General features: G+C 64.8%; 14 protein-coding genes and 1 tRNA gene. 13 read left to right on the top strand and 2 right to left on the bottom strand.

Translation table 11 applies throughout. The annotated features are described in order from the left end of the window. Positions 1 to 3: 3 nt before the first annotated feature. The gene (gene rsmA / locus BW994_RS01325; protein WP_029312690.1) at positions 4 to 810 is read left to right on the top strand and encodes a 16S rRNA (adenine(1518)-N(6)/adenine(1519)-N(6))-dimethyltransferase RsmA; all 807 of its coding nucleotides are present in this window, start codon (positions 4 to 6) and stop codon (positions 808 to 810) included. Positions 811 to 876: 66 nt separating this feature from the next. Here the strand turns inward: rsmA and BW994_RS01330 are convergent, their stop codons facing one another. Then, on the bottom strand, positions 877 to 1,656 hold the full coding sequence (locus BW994_RS01330; RefSeq protein WP_029312689.1) for an SDR family oxidoreductase: 780 nt from the start codon (positions 1,654 to 1,656) through the stop codon (positions 877 to 879). A gap of 124 nt (positions 1,657 to 1,780) precedes the next feature. On the opposite strand from BW994_RS01330, the gene BW994_RS01335 reads away from it, so the two are divergent. The 12 genes from BW994_RS01335 (at position 1,781) to BW994_RS01390 (ending at position 14,394) form a co-directional block, all read left to right on the top strand. Next, the gene (locus BW994_RS01335) at positions 1,781 to 3,436 is read left to right on the top strand and encodes a fatty acid--CoA ligase (RefSeq protein ID WP_076454304.1); all 1,656 of its coding nucleotides are present in this window, start codon (positions 1,781 to 1,783) and stop codon (positions 3,434 to 3,436) included. A gap of 114 nt (positions 3,437 to 3,550) precedes the next feature. Then, positions 3,551 to 5,050: an MmgE/PrpD family protein gene (locus tag BW994_RS01340; RefSeq protein ID WP_029312906.1), complete on the top strand. Its 1,500-nt coding sequence runs from the start codon at positions 3,551 to 3,553 to the stop codon at positions 5,048 to 5,050. Between the two features lie 42 nt (positions 5,051 to 5,092). Continuing rightward, positions 5,093 to 6,241 (top strand): bifunctional 2-methylcitrate synthase/citrate synthase, encoded by a 1,149-nt coding sequence (gene prpC, locus BW994_RS01345; protein ID WP_029312905.1) that lies wholly within the window; start codon positions 5,093 to 5,095, stop codon positions 6,239 to 6,241. Positions 6,242 to 6,251: 10 nt separating this feature from the next. After that, positions 6,252 to 7,172, top strand: a complete 921-nt coding sequence (prpB, locus tag BW994_RS01350) for a methylisocitrate lyase (RefSeq protein WP_029312904.1) — start codon at positions 6,252 to 6,254, stop codon at positions 7,170 to 7,172. 14 nt (positions 7,173 to 7,186) lie between these two features. Continuing rightward, entirely contained in the window at positions 7,187 to 8,359 is a 1,173-nt protein-coding gene (locus BW994_RS01355) for an acyl-CoA dehydrogenase family protein (protein ID WP_029312903.1), read from the top strand. Then, positions 8,356 to 9,402 carry an enoyl-CoA hydratase/isomerase family protein gene (locus tag BW994_RS01360; RefSeq protein WP_029312902.1) on the top strand — a complete coding sequence of 349 codons (1,047 nt, stop codon included), beginning with the start codon at positions 8,356 to 8,358 and terminating at the stop codon, positions 9,400 to 9,402. Before BW994_RS01355 ends, BW994_RS01360 begins: the two co-directional genes overlap by 4 nt. A 20-nt stretch (positions 9,403 to 9,422) precedes the next feature. Continuing rightward, positions 9,423 to 10,319: a 3-hydroxyisobutyrate dehydrogenase gene (gene mmsB, locus BW994_RS01365; protein ID WP_029312901.1), complete on the top strand. Its 897-nt coding sequence runs from the start codon at positions 9,423 to 9,425 to the stop codon at positions 10,317 to 10,319. After that, on the top strand, positions 10,316 to 12,016 hold the full coding sequence (locus BW994_RS01370) for an AMP-binding protein (RefSeq protein ID WP_051657498.1): 1,701 nt from the start codon (positions 10,316 to 10,318) through the stop codon (positions 12,014 to 12,016). The genes mmsB and BW994_RS01370 overlap by 4 nt, the downstream gene beginning before the upstream one ends. Further along, the gene (locus tag BW994_RS01375) at positions 12,013 to 12,780 is read left to right on the top strand and encodes an SDR family NAD(P)-dependent oxidoreductase (protein ID WP_029312899.1); all 768 of its coding nucleotides are present in this window, start codon (positions 12,013 to 12,015) and stop codon (positions 12,778 to 12,780) included. Before BW994_RS01370 ends, BW994_RS01375 begins: the two co-directional genes overlap by 4 nt. A 49-nt stretch (positions 12,781 to 12,829) precedes the next feature. Continuing rightward, positions 12,830 to 12,904 (top strand) — tRNA-Val (locus BW994_RS01380). A 118-nt stretch (positions 12,905 to 13,022) separates the two neighbouring features. Further along, positions 13,023 to 14,063, top strand: a complete 1,041-nt coding sequence (locus BW994_RS01385; RefSeq protein ID WP_035229719.1) for an NAD(P)-dependent alcohol dehydrogenase — start codon at positions 13,023 to 13,025, stop codon at positions 14,061 to 14,063. Positions 14,064 to 14,100: 37 nt separating this feature from the next. Continuing rightward, a complete protein-coding gene (locus BW994_RS01390; RefSeq protein ID WP_139333936.1) occupies positions 14,101 to 14,394 on the top strand; it encodes a hypothetical protein in 294 nt (97 codons plus the stop codon). Positions 14,395 to 14,646: 252 nt separating this feature from the next. Here the strand turns inward: BW994_RS01390 and BW994_RS01395 are convergent, their stop codons facing one another. Continuing rightward, positions 14,647 to 17,526 carry a bifunctional YncE family protein/alkaline phosphatase family protein gene (locus tag BW994_RS01395; protein WP_081849160.1) on the bottom strand — a complete coding sequence of 960 codons (2,880 nt, stop codon included), beginning with the start codon at positions 17,524 to 17,526 and terminating at the stop codon, positions 14,647 to 14,649. Between the last annotated feature and the right edge of the window lie 90 nt (positions 17,527 to 17,616).

The raw sequence follows: 17,616 nt of genomic DNA on the forward strand, positions 1-17,616 counted from the left end.
ACCATGGCACTGGACCCGCTGCGCGATGTGATCGCGCGGCATGGTCTGGCGACCCGCAAATCGCTCGGGCAGCATTTTCTGCTCGATGGCAATTTGCTGGCCCGCATCGTCCGGGTCGCCGGGCCGCTCGCTGGCGTCAACGTGATCGAGGTGGGGCCGGGGCCGGGCGGCTTGACGCGCGCCATACTCGACACCAAAGCCGCGCATATCACCGCCATCGAGATCGATCCGCGCGCAATTGCCGCGACATCCGAATTATTGGCCGTGGCGGGCGGACGATTGCACGTGGTCGCCGGCGACGCCCTCGCGATCGACCTGCGCGCGATCACCGACGCGCCACGGATCATCATCGCCAACCTGCCCTATAACGCCGGCACCGCCATGCTGGTCCGCTGGCTGCATCAGGCGGCGGATTTTCAGGCGATGGTCCTGATGTTCCAGCACGAGGTGGCGGAACGCATTATCGCCGCACCCGGTACGCCACACTACGGCCGCCTCGCGGTTCTCGCGGCACTCACGGTCGATGGCAGCATCGCCATGTCCGTGCCCGCCGCAGCATTTTCGCCGCCGCCGAAAGTAGAATCGGCCGTGGTCCGCCTGATCCCGCACCCCACCCAGCCGACACCAGCACTTCTCACCCGCGTCGGCACCGTCACCGCCGCCGCCTTCGGCCAACGACGCAAAATGCTGCGCGGCTCCCTGAAATCCTTGGGCGGCGCCAATCTGCTCAACCGCGTCGGCATCGACCCCGAACGCCGCGCCGAAACCCTCACCCCCGCCGAATACGTCCGGCTGGCCGAGGCACTGTAGGGCTCTGGTGGGGCGCTGAGGGAAAGCCCCCCGCCTTGCTTACGCCCCACGCCCCGCGCCCGTGCGTCACACCACCATTGTACCGCCGTCGATGGCGAGGATCTGGCCGGTAATGTGGCCGGAGGCTGCCGAGCAGAACAGCAGGGCGGCGCCTTTCATGTCGTCGTTATTGCCGAGTTTGCCGAGCGGCGTGTGGTGCAGCACCTGTGTTTCGAACTGGCCGAGAATGCCTTTGGTCATTTTCGAGGGGAAGAACCCGGGGGCGATGGCGTTGACCGTAATGTTGTGCGGCCCCCATTCGGCCGCGAGCGCGCGGGTCAGGTTCACCACCGCGCCTTTCGATGTGTTGTAGGGGATGGTGCCGGTAATATCCGGGTGGTGCCCGCGCAGCCCGGCGATCGAGGCGATGTTGAGGATTTTGCCGGCGCGGCGGGGGATCATCGAGCGGCGGGCGATCTCCTGGGTCAGGAAGAACAGATTATTGACGTTGAGGTTCATCACCCGCGCCCAGGCTTCCGGCGTGACATCGGCGGCGGGCGCGCCCCAGGTGGCGCCGGCGTTGTTGACCAGGATATCGACCTCGCTGTGCAAGGCGAGCACGGCATCGGCCAGCGCTTTCGGCCCTTCTGGCTTGCCGAGATCGACGATATGCGCGGTCGCGGCGATGCCTTTGCTCGCCAGGTGGCGCACCGCCTCGTCCAACTCATCGGCCTTGCGGGCGGAAATCGCGATTGTGGCGCCGTATTCGCCCAGCGCCTCGGCGATCTGCAGCCCCAGCCCGCGGGAGCCGCCGGTGATCAGGGCGCGTTTGCCGGTCAGGTCGAACAGGGATTTCAGTGCGGTCATTTCGTTTCCTCGGCTGGTTTTCCGCCCCCCTCTTGGGACGCATATTGACGGGCGCGATACGCTCCTATCCTATAGCGTTCAAGTCCTGGCGTGAACCGGGGCGCCCATTCGGAGGAAACGAATCATGAGTGCCGCCCAAGCGCCGTTTCAGTATCAGTTGTTGATCAAACAGATCCTGAAAATGCCGATCGCGCAGGCCAGCCGGCGGCAGATCGTGTATCGCGGCGACCTGCGCTTCAGCTATCCGCAGTTCGTCGAGCGGGTGCACCGGCTCGGCGGCGCGCTGGCGGCGCTGGGGGCCGGCATGGGCAGCCGCGTTGCCGTGATGGATTGGGACAGTCACCGCTATCTCGAATCCTATTTTGCGGTGCCGATGCTGGGATCGGTGCTGATGATGGTCAACATCCGGCTCAGCCCCGACCAGATCGCCTACACGATCGATCATTCCGGCGCCGAAATTCTTTTGGTCAACGTCGATTTCCTGCCCGTGCTCGATGCGATCCGCGATCGATTGCCGAACTTGCGCGAAGTCGTGGTGATGAGCGATGCCGCAGCGCCGCCCGCGGTGGCCGGCAGCGCGGGCGATTACGAAACCCTGCTCGCTTCGGTGCCGGCCCATCGGGACTTCCCCGATTTCGATGAAAACACCCAGGCCACCACCTTCTACACCACCGGCACCACCGGCCTGCCCAAGGGCGTGATGTTCAGCCACCGTCAACTGGTGCTGCACACGCTGGCGCTGATGTCGACGCTGATGATGGCCGGGCTGAACGGGCGGATTTCGCGCGAAGACGTCTATATGCCGCTCACCCCGATGTTTCATGTCCACGCCTGGGGGTTTCCCTATGTCGCGACCATGATGGGCATGCAGCAGGTCTATATCGGGCGGTTCCTGCCCGATGTGGTATGCCATCTGTTGCGCACCGAACATGTCACCGTGTCGCATTGCGTGCCGACCATCATGCACATGATCCTGAATGCGCCGGCGGCGAAGGATATCGATCTCACCGGCTGGCGCGTGATCATCGGGGGCTCCGCCTTGCCGCGCGCGCTGTGCGAGGCGGCACTTGCGCGCGGCGTCGATATCTATGCCGCCTACGGCATGTCGGAAACCTGCCCGATCATGACGATGACGCAACTGCGCGGCGATATTCTCGATACCGAAGCCGATCGCCCCGAGGCCGAAATCCGCATGCGCCTGTCGGCCGGCATGCCTGGCGTGCTGTGCGAGGTGCGGGTGGTGGATGAAGCGATGAACGATGTGCCGCACGATGGCGCCTCGGTCGGTGAGGTGGTCGCCCGGTCGCCCTGCCTGACGCCGGGTTACGCCGGCAATGCCGAGGCCTCGGCCGCGCTCTGGCGTGGCGGCTGGCTGCATACCGGCGATATCGGCACCATCGATCGCGATGGGTTTCTGCGCATCGTCGATCGGGTCAAGGATGTCATCAAAACCGGCGGTGAATGGATCTCCTCGATCGGGCTCGAGGATATCGTGCTGACCCATCCCGCGATTTCCGAGGTCGCGGTCGTCGGCATCGCCGATGATCGCTGGGGCGAACGCCCGGTCGCCTTCGTGGTCGCCAAGCCCGATCGGCTGGTCGATGAGGAGGCGGTGCGTGCGCATGTGCGGGCGCATGCCGATGCAGGGGCCATTTCCCGCTTCGCCGTGCCGGACCGCATCATCGTGGTCGATGCGCTCGATAAAACCTCGGTCGGTAAGCTCGACAAGAAAGTGATGCGGACCAAAGCCACCGCGATGATCACGCCGGCCAGCGTCTGACCGGCGTGCAACCCTCGGGTTCGTGACCGGGGGTTGCGTTTGTGGCCGGTTGGGGCGCATTCAGAGCATAAGCATATAGTGTAAACGATACCAAGACGAAAGTAATCAATGTCCATGAAGCTGCATGAGGTCCGCGTCCATCCTTCGAAATCGCTGCTCAAGCGTGACGATCAACTGGCGTGGAAAATCGCCGGCGTCGCGGCGGACAAGGTGGCGGTGGAAAAAGACGTCACCGCCATGATCATCAACCGCATCATCGACAATGCCGCGGTCGCGATCGCCTCGATCAATCGCGGCCCGGTGGTCTCGGCACGCGGCATGGCGCTCGGCCACACCAAGCGCGGCGGTGCGACGCTGTTCGGCCTGCCCGGCCGCAAGACGGTCAGCCCCGAATGGGCCGCCTGGGCCAACGGCACCGCGGTGCGCGAACTCGATTATCACGACACGTTTCTCGCCGCCGATTATTCGCATCCCGGCGATAACATTCCGCCGATCCTCGCGGTCGCGCAGGCGATGGAGCGCACCGGGCGCGACCTGATCCGCGGCATCGCCACCGGCTATGAAATCCAGATCGATCTGGTCAAGGCGATTTGCCTGCATGAATGGAAAAAAGACCATATCGCGCATCTGGCACCGGCCCAGGCGGCCGGCATCGGCGCGCTGCTCGGCCTGAAGCAGGAGGTGATCTTTCAGGCGGTGCAGCAGGCGGTGCATGTCAGCTTCACCACCCGCCAGTCGCGCAAGGGCGAAATCAGCTCCTGGAAAGCGTTCGCCCCCGCCCATGCCGGCAAGCTCGCGATCGAGGCGGTCGATCGCGCGATGCGCGGCGAAGGCGCGCCGAGCCCGGTGTATGAAGGCGAAGACAGCGTGATCGCCTGGATGCTCGGCGGCAAGAACGCGGTGTATCACGTGCCGCTGCCCGATAAAGGCGAGCCCAAACGCGCCATCATGGACAGCTACACCAAGGAGCACTCAGCGGAATATCAGAGCCAGGCGCTGATCGACCTCGCGTTCCGGATGCGTGAAAGCATCGAGGATTTCAACGCGATCAAAAAAATCATCATCCACACCTCGCATCACACCCATTACGTGATCGGCACGGGTGCGAACGATCCGCAGAAAATGGACCCGAAAGCCTCGCGCGAAACGCTCGATCATTCGATCATGTATATCGTTGCGGTGGCGTTGCAGGATGGCAGCTGGAGCCATGTCGACAGCTACGCGCCGCAGCGCGCCCAGCGGGCCGATACGGTGGCCCTGTGGCACAAGATCGAAACCCGCGAAGACAAGGAATGGACGCGAAGGTATCACACGGCCGACCCCAGCGAAAAGGCGTTCGGCGGGCGAATCGAAATCCAGTTCAAGAACGGCAAGACGCTGATCGATGAAATGGCCGTGGCCAACGCCCATTCGCTCGGCGCCCGGCCGTTCGGCCGGCCGGATTACATCAATAAATTCGAGATGCTGACATCGGGCGTCATTTCGCCCCGCGAATCCGCGCGGTTTCTCGATGCGGTGCAGGACTTGCCGAAACTCCCCGCGGGCGAGCTCGATCGTTTGAACGTGGCCGTGCCCGGCGGGGCCTTGCTCGAAAGCAAGCCAGGCATTTTCTGAGCGCCGCACCCCGCTCCATCAGGTGACTGAAAGGATGATGCAATGAACGAGGCGGTTTTGCCAAAGCCGAAAAAATCGGTCGCCCTGTCAGGGGTGGCCGCCGGCAACACGGCGTTGTGCAGCGTCGGGCGCACCGGCAATGATCTGCATTATCGCGGCTATGATATTCTCGATGTGGCGGAGAGCTGCACCTTCGAGGAAATCGCCCATCTGCTGGTCCACGGCACGCTGCCCAACCAGGCGGAATCGCGGGCCTATCAGGCGAAGCTCGTGCAGTTGCGCGGCATTCCGGCCGCGGTGCGCCGCGTGCTCGAGGCGATACCCGCCGCCGCCCACCCGATGGATGTGATGCGCAGCGCGGTCTCCGCCCTCGGCTGCGTGCTGCCCGAAGCGCATGACCACAACCCGGCCGGCGCGCGCGACATCGCGGACCGGTTGATGGCCTCGCTCGGCTCGATGCTGCTCTATTGGTATCACTACGCGACCAACGGAAAGCGGATCGATGTCGAAACGGATGACATCTCGATCGGCGGCCATTTCCTGCATCTGCTGCACGGCAAGGCGCCGGACGAACTCTGGGTGCGCGCGATGCACACCTCGCTGATCCTCTATGCCGAACACGAGTTCAATGCCTCGACCTTCGCGGCACGCGTCGTCGCCGGCACCGGGTCGGATATGTATTCCGCAATCACCGCCGGCATCGGCGCCCTGCGCGGCCCCAAGCACGGCGGTGCCAATGAAGCGGCGTTCGACATCCAGAAACGCTATGCAACGCCCGATCAGGCGGAAGCCGATATCCGCCGCCGCGTCGAAGCGCGCGAGGTGGTGATCGGCTTCGGTCATCCGGTCTACACCGTGTCCGACCCGCGCAACGAGGTGATCAAGCGCGTCGCCCGCACGCTCTCCGAACACGCCGGCGCACCCCGCATGTTTTCGATCGCCGAGCGCATCGAAAGCGTGATGCACGACGCCAAGAAAATGTTTCCCAATCTCGATTGGTTCAGCGCTGTGTCCTACCACATGATGGGCGTGCCGACCGCCATGTTCACGCCGCTGTTCGTCATCTCCCGCACATCGGGTTGGAGCGCGCACGTGATCGAACAGCGGATCGACAACAAGATCATCCGGCCCTCGGCCAACTACACCGGCCCGGAAGATCTGCAATTCGTTCCGATCGATCAACGGCATTGAGGAGGGCAGCATGACCTATTTACGGGCCGACGATCTGCCCCACCGCCCGGCGGGCGAGCGGTTTCGCGCCTTGCTCGACCGTCCCGGCATTCTGCGCATCCCCGGCGCGCACAACGGCCTCGCCGCGCGCCAGGCGATGCGCGCCGGGTTCGAAGCGTGCTATCTCTCCGGTGCGGCGATGACTGCCTCGATGGGCCTGCCCGATCTCGGCATCATCACCGTCGATGAAGTGTGTTTCTTCGTCCGCCAGGCGGCGCGCGCATCGGGCCTGCCGGTCCTGGTCGATGGCGACACCGGCTATGGCGAGGCGCTCAACGTGATGCACATGGTGCGCAGCTTCGAGGATGCGGGTGCCGCTGCCGTGCATATCGAAGACCAGTTGCTGCCGAAAAAATGCGGTCATCTGAACGATAAAAAACTCGCGACCCCGCATGACATGGCAGCCAAGGTCGCCGCCGCCGCCCACGCCCGCCGCCACCTCTACGTCATCGCCCGCACCGATGCCGCGGCGAGCGAAGGGATCGACGGCGCGGTGGCACGCGCGAAGCTCTATGTCGAAGCCGGCGCCGATGCGATCTTTCCCGAAGCCCTGCACAGCGCCGAGATGTTCCGCGAATTCGCCCGCCGCATGCCCGGCGTGCCGCTGCTCGCCAACATGACCGAATTCGGCCACACCCCGTTCTTCACCGCCGCCGAATTCGAGGCGATGGGGTTTCGCATGGTGATGTGGCCGGTCACCTCCCTGCGCGTCTCGGCCAAGGCGGTCGGCAGACTCTACGACGCGATCAAGCAGGACGACGGCGCGCAGAACTGCGTCGAAGCGATGCAGACCCGCGCCGAGCTTTACGAAACGATCGACTACGCCGGTTTCGAGGCGCTGGACGCCACGATCGTCAAGACAATCGTGCCGCAAGGAATGCCGCAGGCCTGAACAAGGACAGCATCATGGACGCCGTGACGGAGATTGACCCGACCAGCCCATTTGAATTGTCCGAGGCACAGCGCGCGATCGCCGAGATGGCTCGCGCTTTCGCGGATGCCCGGCTCGCACCGCACGCGCTCGATTGGGATGAGCGGAAAATCTTCCCGCTCGACGTCATCCGTGAAACCGCATCGCTCGGCATGGGCGGCATCTATGTGCGCGAAGCCAGCGGCGGCAGCGGCCTGACCCGGCTCGACGCCGCGTTGATTTTCGAGGCGCTGGCCACCGGCTGCCCGGCCATCGCCGCCTATATCTCGATCCATAACATGGTCGCCTGGATGATCGACCGCTACGGCGATCAATCCCAGCGCGACCGCTTCCTGCCCGATCTGGTCAGCATGAAAACGCTCGCGAGCTATTGCTTGACCGAGCCCGCCTCCGGCTCCGATGCGGCGGCACTCACCACGCGGGCGCAGCCCGACGGCGATGAGTATGTGCTCGACGGTACCAAGCAATTCATCTCGGGCGCCGGCGAGACCGATCTCTATCTGATCATGGCGCGCACCGGCGGCAGCGGCGCCGGCGGCGTTTCGTGCTTCATCGTGCCGCGCGATGCCGCCGGCCTGTCGTTCGGTGCCAACGAGCGCAAAATGGGCTGGAACGCCCAGCCAACCCGCCAGGTGGTGCTCGATGCGGTGCGCGTGCCGGCCGCCAACCGGCTCGGCGGGGTGGGCGAGGGGTTCCGCATCGCCATGAGCGGTCTCGATGGCGGGCGGCTGAACATCGGCGCCTGTTCGCTCGGCGGTGCCCAGAAGGCGCTGGAGGCAACCATTGCCTACATGAAACAACGCACCGCCTTCGGCAAACGGCTCGATGAATTCCAGGCGCTGCAGTTCCGCCTCGCGGACATGGCAACCGAACTCGAAGCCGCGCGCGTCTTCCTGTGGTACGCCGCCGCAGCGCTCGACCGCCGCGCGCCCAACGCAACGTCGCTGTGCGCCATGGCCAAGCGCGTCGCGACCGACACCGGTTTTGATGTTGCCAATCAGGCGCTGCAACTGCACGGCGGCTACGGCTATCTGGCTGATTACGGCATCGAAAAGATCGTACGCGATCTGCGCGTGCATCAAATCCTGGAAGGCACCAACGAGATCATGCGCCTGATCGTCGCGCGCGGCCTGATCGCGGACCGATGATGGATGCGCCGGACGTTCTGATCCGCACCGAAGGCCGGTGGGGCCACATCACGCTCAACCGCCCGCGCGCCCTCAACGCGCTCAGCTACGAAATGTGCTGCGCGATCGACGATGCGCTCGCCGCCTGGCGTAGCGATGCCACGATCATCGGCGTGCTGATCGATGGCGCCGGTGAGCGCGGCTTCTGCGCCGGCGGCGACATTCGCGCGCTGTACCAGGCCGCCATCGGCGGCGACGCCGCATCGTCGGATATTTTTTTCGCCCGTGAATACCGGCTGAATGCGCGGATCGCGAATTTCCCCAAACCCTATGTCGCCCTGATGGACGGCATCACCATGGGCGGCGGCGTCGGGCTGTCGGCGCACGGGTCGCACCGCATCGTCACCGAACGTACCATGCTCGCCATGCCGGAAGTCGGCATCGGCTTCATCCCGGATGTCGGCGCCACCCATCTGCTCGGCCGCGTACCCGATCAACTCGGCACCCATGTCGCCCTGACGGCAATGCGCCTCAGCCCAGCGGATGCATTGGCGATCGACCTCGCCGATCATCAAATCCCCGCATCCCGCCTCGATGATCTGCGCCATGATATCTTCGCGAGCGACACGATCACCGAACTCGACCCGATCATCCAACGGTACGCCACCCTTCCAGCGCCCAGCGCCCTGCTCGCCCAGCGCGCCTGGATAAAAAAGTGTTATCAACATGAATCGATAACCGAAATCCTCCACCACCTCGGCACCGCCGGCCCCGCCGCAGCCGCCACGCTCATCGCCGCCCAGTCGCCAACCGCGGTTCGCCTCGCCCTGCGTGCGTTGCGCGAGGCCCGCGCGTTCGGCGCGCTCGAACCCTGCCTGCAACAGGAATATCGCCTCGCGGTGCGCTGCACCCGCGCGCATGATTTCATCGAAGGCGTCCGCGCCGCCGTGGTCGACAAGGATCGCAACCCGCAGTGGCAGCCGCGCTCCGACCACGACATCGACGACGCCACGATCGATGAATATTTCGCGCCGCTCGGTGCCGCGGAGCTGCAGTTCGACTAACAAAAATACGGGAGAACATCATGTCCATCATCGGCTTCATCGGCTTGGGCAACATGGGCGGGCCGATGGCGGCAAATCTGGTGCGCGCCGGCCATCGTGTCCAGGGCTACGATCTGGTGCCCGCCGCCTGCACAACCGCGGCAGCCCAAGGTGTGAGCATCATGCCCGATCTCCGCACCACCGCCGCCGGCTGCGATGCGGTCATTACCATGCTCCCCGCCGGTGCCGCGGTGCGTGCGCTCTACGACGATCCGTCCGGGATTCTCGAGACAGCGCCTGAAACCTGCCTGATGATCGATTGTTCGACCATCGATGTCGAATCCGCCTGCGCCGCCCACGCCATGGCGCAGCAATCCGGCCGGTGCGCGATCGATGCACCGGTCTCCGGCGGCGTCGGCGGCGCGGTGGCGGGAACCCTTACCTTCATGGCCGGCGGCACCCAAGCCGCCTTCGCCGCAGCGCAGCCCTTGCTCGCGGTCATGGGCACGCGCGTCGTTCACTGCGGTGCGGCCGGCGCCGGCCAGGCCGCGAAAATCTGCAACAACATGATCCTCGGCATTTCCATGATCGCTGTCAGCGAGGCGTTCGCCCTGGCCGACCGCCTCGGCCTCGCCCGCCAGGCGCTGTTCGACGTCGCATCCACCGCATCGGGCCAGTGCTGGTCGCTCACCAGCTATTGCCCGGTGCCCGGTCCGGTGCCGGCCAGCCCGGCCAATCACGGCTACCGCCCGGGATTTTCCGCGGGCCTGATGCTGAAGGACCTGCAATTGTCGCAAACCGCCGCCGCCCAATCCGGCGCGGTGACCGAACTCGGTGCCCACGCCGCGCGCATGTATCAGGCATTCGCCGAAGCCGGCCACGCGCAGGATGATTTCTCCGCGATTTTCCGCATGATCGCGGAACGGTCCGCGTCATGACCGGTTTTGCCGCCGCAAGGCAATTCCTGCTCGAGCACCGCACCGATTACGAAACCGCCTACACTGGCTTCCAACCGCCCGCGCCCGTGCCGTTCAACTGGGCGCTGGACTGGTTCGATGCCGTGCTGGCGACCGACGCCGCGCTGCGCGACCGTCCCGCCCTGCTGATCGACGATCCATCGAGCGGCGAGCAACTCAGCGTCAGCTTCAGCGCCATGGCGGCGCGCTCCAACCAGGCCGCGAATTTCCTGCGCAGCCTCGGCGTTGCGCGCGGCGACCGCATCCTGCTGCTGCTCGGCAACATCGCACCACTCTGGGAATTGATGCTCGCCGCCATGAAACTCGGCGCCGTCGTCATCCCCGCCACAATGCTGCTCACCGCCGAGGAATTGCGCGACCGCGTCGCGCGCGGCGGCGGCCGCTTCGTGGTCACCACGCCCGATCAGGTCGAAAAATACGATGGTCTGGGCTTGAACACCGTCAACATCGTGGTCGATGGCAACGACCGCCCCGGCTGGACACCCTACGCACCGCAGGCCCACGCAACCAGCCTCGCCCCCACCGGCGCAACCCAGGCCGATGACCCGCTGCTGCTCTATTTCACCTCAGGCACCACCGCCAAACCGAAACTCGTTCTGCATTCGCATTATTCCTACCCGGTCGGCAGCCTCTCGACGATGTATTGGATCGGCCTGCAACCCGGCGATATCCATTTGAACATTTCCTCGCCCGGCTGGGCGAAACACGCGTGGAGCAGTTTCTTCGCGCCCTGGAGCGCCGGTGCCACCATCTGCATCGTCCGTCAGGCGAAATTCGATGCGCCCGCCCTGCTCGCCGCCATCGCGCGCTGCGCCGTCACCACGCTCTGCGCCCCGCCCACGGTCTGGCGCCATCTGGTCCAGCACGATCTGCGCGCCCATTCCAACCGGCTGCGTGAAATCGTCAGCGCCGGCGAACCGCTCAACCCCGAAATCATCGAACAGATCCGCGCCGCCTGGGGCATCACCATCCGCGACGGCTACGGCCAGACCGAAACCACCGCCCAAATCGGCAATCCCCCCGGCGCGCTGCTCAAACCCGGCGCCATGGGCCGCCCGCTGCCCGGCTATCGTGTCGCTTTGCACGACGGTGCCGATGGTGTGGTGGGCGAGGGCGAGGTCACCTTGGTCTGCACCCCATCCCGCCCGCTCGGCCTGATGCGCGGCTATCTCGATCCCGCAACCACCAGCCTGTTCGGTGCTGACCAACCCTGGTACCGCACCGGCGATGTCGCAACCATCGATGCCGATGGCTACCTCACCTTCGTCGGCCGCGCCGATGATGTGTTCAAATCATCGGACTACCGGATCAGCCCGTTCGAACTCGAAAGCGTCCTGATCGAACACCCAGCCGTCGCGGAAGCCGCGGTCGTGCCCCGGCCGGATGACGTCCGCCTCGCGGTCCCCGTTGCCTATGTCTCGCTGATCGCCGGCGCCCCGGCCGATGCCGCCACCGCCCGCTCGATCTTCGCGCATCTGCAATCCCGCGTCGCGCCGTTCAAACGCATCCGCGCGCTGGTGTTCGTCGATGATCTGCCCAAAACCATCTCGGGCAAAATCCGCCGCGTCCAGCTCCGCGCGGACGAGGTCAGCGGCACTTCGACGGGCATCCGATTCGACGAAGCCATCCTCACCGCGCCAAGCGGAGCCATCCCATGAACCTCACCGGCAAAACCGCCCTGGTCACCGGCGGCGGCTCCGGTCTCGGCGAAGCCACCGTCGCCATGCTGGTCGAGTCCGGCGCCCGCGTTCTGATCGCCGATATCGACGATGCCAAGGGCCGCGCCACCGCCGCCCGCTTCGCCGCCGCCACCCGGTTTCACCGCACCGATGTCGCGCGCGAGGACGAGGCGGCGGCGGCAATCGCCGAAGCCACCGCCGCGTTCGGGGCGCTGGACATCCTGGTCAATTGCGCCGGCATCGCCCCCGGCGAACGCGTTCTGGGGCGCGACGCCCCGCACGATCTGGCGCGCTTCACCCGCGCCGTCACGATCAATCTGATCGGCACGTTCAACATGATCCGCCTCGCCGCCGCCGCCATGGCGGACAATCCACCGGATGAATCCGGCACGCGCGGCCTGATCGTCAACACCGCCTCGATCGCCGCGTTCGACGGTCAGATCGGCCAGGCTGCCTATGCCGCCTCCAAGGCCGGCGTCGTCGGCATGACCCTGCCGATCGCACGCGAACTCGCCCGCTCCGCCATCCGGGTGATGACGATCGCCCCCGGCCTGTTCGCAACGCCCATGATGGCAGGCCTGCCCGCCGCGGTGCAGGACTCGTTGGGCAGTTCGGTCCCGTTCCCGTCGCGCCTCGGCCAACCCGCCGAATTCGCGTCCCTGGTCCGCCATATCTGCGAGAACGACATGCTGAACGGCGAGACCATCCGCCTCGACGGCGCCTTGCGCATGCCGCCACGCTGATCCCGGCTTGCGTATCCGCGCGACCGAAGCTATGACCGCCCGATCAAGTGGGCGCGTAGCTCAGCGGTAGAGCATCGCCTTGACATGGCGGGGGTCACAGGTTCAATCCCTGTCGCGCCCACCAGATTTTTCGAAGTGAATACAATCACTTATCAGGAAATCTGGCCCCGCCTTCCAATTCCAGCGCCAACCGGCGGACCACGCCACCAACGCCGCCGCATCATCCACGGGAGTCAACCATCATTATGCGTGCCCTGATCGTTGAGCGTAAAGGCGTTCTGTCGCTCCGTGACATCAACCTGCCCGACACGCTCGGCCCGCACGACGTGCGGATCGCGATCGACACGGTCGGCATCTGCGCGAGCGACGTGCATTACTACACCCACGGCCGCATCGGGTCCTACGTCGTCAACGAGCCGATGGTACTCGGCCACGAAGCCGCCGGCACCATCACCGAAATCGGCACCGCGGTGCACGGCCTCGCCGCCGGCGATCGCGTCTGCATGGAGCCTGGCGTGCCGGACGCCAATTCCCGCGCCGCCAAACTCGGCATCTACAACGTCGACCCCGCGGTGCGCTTCTGGGCAACCCCGCCGGTCCACGGCGTCCTCACCGCCGCGGTCGTCCACCCCGCCGCCTACACCTATAAACTGCCCGACAACGTCAGCTTCGCCGAAGGGGCCATGATCGAACCCTTCGCCATCGGCATGCAGGCGGCCACACGCGCCCGCATCGTCCCCGGCGATGTCGCCGCGGTGATCGGCGCCGGCACCATCGGCATCATGATCGCCCTGGCCGCGCTGGCCGGCGGCTGTTCGCGCGTGCTGATCGCCGATTTCAGCGCGGAAAAACTCGCCATCGCCGGCCAGTATCCCGGCATCACGCCGGTCAATATCGCAACCGAACCCTTCCGCGCCGCCATCGCGCGCGAAACCGCCGGCTGGGGGGCCGATATCGTCTTCGAGGCGAGCGGCAGCGCCAAAGCCTATGCCGACATCATCGACCTGGTCCGCCCCGGCGGCGCCCTCGTGCTGGTCGGCCTGCCGGTCGACACAGTGACGCTCGCGGTCCCCGAAGCCATCGCCAAGGAACTCCGCATCGAAACCGTGTTCCGCTACGCCAACGTGTTCGACCGCGCCCTCGCCCTGGTCGCCTCGGGCAAGGTCGATCTGAAACCGCTGGTCAGCGCAACCTTCCCCTTCGAAGACGCCATCGCCGCCTTCGAACGCGCCGCCGCCGGCCGCCCCACCGACATCAAACTGCAAATCCGCATCCCCGCGTAACGGCTCGGACCAGCCGGATGCCTCAAAAGGACCGATGATGCCCGATGATGTCTCCGCCCGCTTCGCCGAACATTTCGCCGCCACGCTGACCGGCCTGACCGGCGTGGCGATCGAAACCGCCCCCCACGTCACCGGCGGCAGCGAAGACGCGACATTCTTCATGCGCCGCGTCCAGGAACGCGGCGGCCAGGCGATCTACGCCGTGGTGGGATCGGATATTCCCTCTGGCCACCACACGCCGGAATTCGATATCAACGAGGCTGATTTTCCCTGGGTGATCGAAGCCCTGGCAACCGGCATCATGGGCCTCGGCAGGAAATCGCCCGATTGAACGGGCGAGATCGGGCAGGGAGGGTCATGCTGACCGACTGCCGTTCAGATTGATTGACAAATACTCTGGAGCGTCGTGCTTTGAGCTTAACGCTCCAGTTTTTGTTTTATCGCCCGGTTTCATGCGATCACGATGCCGCTCCCGCGTCAACCTGATCGCATATCGCTGTGAAGCGCCACAACGCTGTAGTCTTCCCCTGGATGTGGAAAGACTACGAGCGTCGTGAGAACCACTGAGCAAGAAATCCGGAGCTCAGCCCTGCGTGTTCTGCTTCACGCCGGTGTCTGCCTGATCGGCCTTGTGCGAGTAGTCGAGCCCGTTGCGCCCCGGATAGGGCTTGCCCGGCATCATGCCTTCCCAGAGGATGTGATCATAGGCGAGGGCGGGGATCTTGTCCTCGACCTTCCAGTCATAGCCTTTGGTCTTGGCCGACCACCAGGCCGCGTTGTGCATGTCGTGCCACAACGGTTCGCGCATCGCCTGGCTGGTCATCGGCAGGGTCGTCGCGGTCAGCGGTGCCGGTTCGGTCGCGTTGAACGTCCAGTTCTTGTCCTTGCGGCTGAACACATGGGCCATCGGGCGTTCATAGGCGTCGTTCAGCGTCATCGGCGCCATGCCCATCACGTCCTCGATCGTGCGGATCATATTGACCGTGGTGTAGCGCGCATCGACCACGGCGTGGTGCTTGACGTAGGGCCCGACGATGAACGCCTCGCTGCGGTGCGCATCGACATGGTCCGGCCCGTCCTGCGCATCGTCCTCGATCACGAAGATCAGGGTATTCTTGGCGTAGGGCGAATGCGCCACCGTCTGGATCAGCTTGCCCACGGCGTAGTCATTGTCGGCAATCTGCAAGGCCGGGGTATTCACCCCATCGATCGCGGTCGAGAAACTGCCGGTATGGTCGTGCATGAAGCGAACGAACTCGACCGAGGGCAGCTTGCCGTTCTTGACATAACCCTGGAACTCGCGTGCCCACTCGGCCTCGCGGAAGTAATCGGGCAGCGCGTTGTCAAAGCCGCGGAAATACGGATCGGTGTATTTCGCGAGCACCGGGTTGGTGCTGAACGACACCTGGGTCTTGCTGGCGTAGGGATCGGTCAGCAGCGGAATGCCGCCTTTGGAGGTCGGCAGGCCGTAACGATCGAGATCGATGAAGAAACCGTAGTTGCGAATGGTCAACCCCGCGCGCAGCGCATTGTCCCAGATATAGCCCTGCTGGAACTGACCCTTGGGACCATCCGGCGCGGCCACGTTGTTCTGGCCCGGCAGCAGGTTGGGATCGTTCGGGTAGAGCGGGTTTTCCGCCATGCGCGCGGCAAGCGTGGGCTCGGCGACCACCACGTTGCGGTTGTTGCCTTCCCAATCGTACGACAGGCCACGCCCGGCATAGTTGACCGGCAGCGCCTTGGCACCGAAATCGGATTCGCGGGCCGAGGTGCTCCACGGCCAGCCGTTGCCGCTGACTTCGCCGGTGTCATAAAAATTATCGAGATCGACAAACTTGCGCGCGACCGCATGCACGTTCGGCGTGATCGTCTTGCCGAATTCCGCCAGCGCCGGATCGGAATTACCCTCGCCGACATCGCCGAGGATCTGGTCGTAGGTGCGGTTTTCACGCACGATGTAGATCACGTGTTTGATGTGATGATGCAAGAATTCCATCATCGATCTGTCGCGGTCACTTTCGTGGAACCCGAAATTATTGTTCTGCGCCACGATATGGGTCAGCCGGTCCATCTCGGCGGCACCGGGCACCGGCATCGACAGGAAACCCGCCTTCGAGAGTTGCAGAATATAGTCGTTGCTCAGCTGCGTCGGCGTGCACGAGCCCTTGGCATCCGCCGCGATCTTGAAATTGCAGGGGTTCGGTCCGGGGTTGCTCTTGCCGTTGACGATATAGAGCATCTTGCCGTCGGCGCTGACGCTGACGCTGTTCGGAAAATAGCCGGTCGGCAGCAGGCCGATCACTTCCGGCCGGGGTGTATTGAGCGCGATTACCGCGACCGAATTGGTGCCACCATTGGTCACGTACAGGCGGGTGCCGTCCGGCGACAGGGTGAGGCTGTTGGGCTCGGTGCCGTGGTAATAGGCCGGCAGACCCACGAAATTGCTCGGCGCCGTGGTATGAATGGTATCGACCACTTTATTGCTCGCGGTCGAAATCACCTGCACGTCGGCTTCATTGTCGCACGACACGTAAAGCAGCGTGCCGGCCGCGTTGAGCACCATGCGGTTGGGGTTGCCGGTCGTCTTGATCCGCGCGGTGACGGTGGGTGTGCCGCTCAGCGAGACCACGTCGATCTCACGATCCCGCTCGCTCGACACATAGGCCGTGCTGCTGCCCTTGATCGCGACCCAATAGGGGTATTCGCCGCCGGCCACGCCATCCTGCGCGGGGTTGATGATGCCGGGGCGCAACGGCACCTCGGTCACAGCGCTGCTCGCCAGATCGATCACCGAAAGACTGTCGTTATAGAAATTCGCGACCACCAGCTTGCTGCCGTCCTGCGTCACCGCGAGCCCGGCCGCCTGCGGCTTAACCTCGAGCCCGTTGCCGCCCAGGTTGAGCGGCGGCTTCGCCAGCGCCAGATGACCCAGCGCGATCGGCGTGCCCTGCTCGGACCAGACGCCGTTCGACAAGGCAAACGTATGGACATTGTCGGTGACACCGCCCGAGACATAGAAATGCTGGCCATCCGGCGCGAAGGCGATGCCCATGAACGTGTCGGGCACCTGCAACACCTGCTTCTGCACCGGCGTGCCGTTCGAAATATCATAGACGAACACGTATTCGTTCGAAGCCGACGGAATCACGTTCGCCGAAGCGTCTTCCACCAGATTATAGCCGCTGGTCAGGATCAGCAGGGTCTTGCCATCCGGGCTGACCGTGGTGGTCACCGCCTGGCCGGCGGTGTAGGTCGGGAACGCCGCAAGGCCCGGGTTCAGCGTGCCGAATTGCGCGCCGGGTGCCACCGTGGGTGTGATGGTCTGGCCGCTCGGGGTCAGGACGCCGCCCAGCGGAATACCGCGTGGCTCCTTCGCACAACCGAGTTGGACGCTGACGAGCAACGCCGCAGAGGCGAGCAGCGTCGTCTTCAATAAAGCCTTAGCCGCCGGATTGGCGCGCATCGGTATTCTCCCTGACATTCAAACATTACTGGCGCATGAACGATTCATGCCTCCGCCGTGAGTAGATATCCGATGTTCACTCACCTGTGT

This window comes from Acidiphilium rubrum (genome assembly GCF_900156265.1).
Taxonomy (GTDB): domain Bacteria; phylum Pseudomonadota; class Alphaproteobacteria; order Acetobacterales; family Acetobacteraceae; genus Acidiphilium; species Acidiphilium rubrum.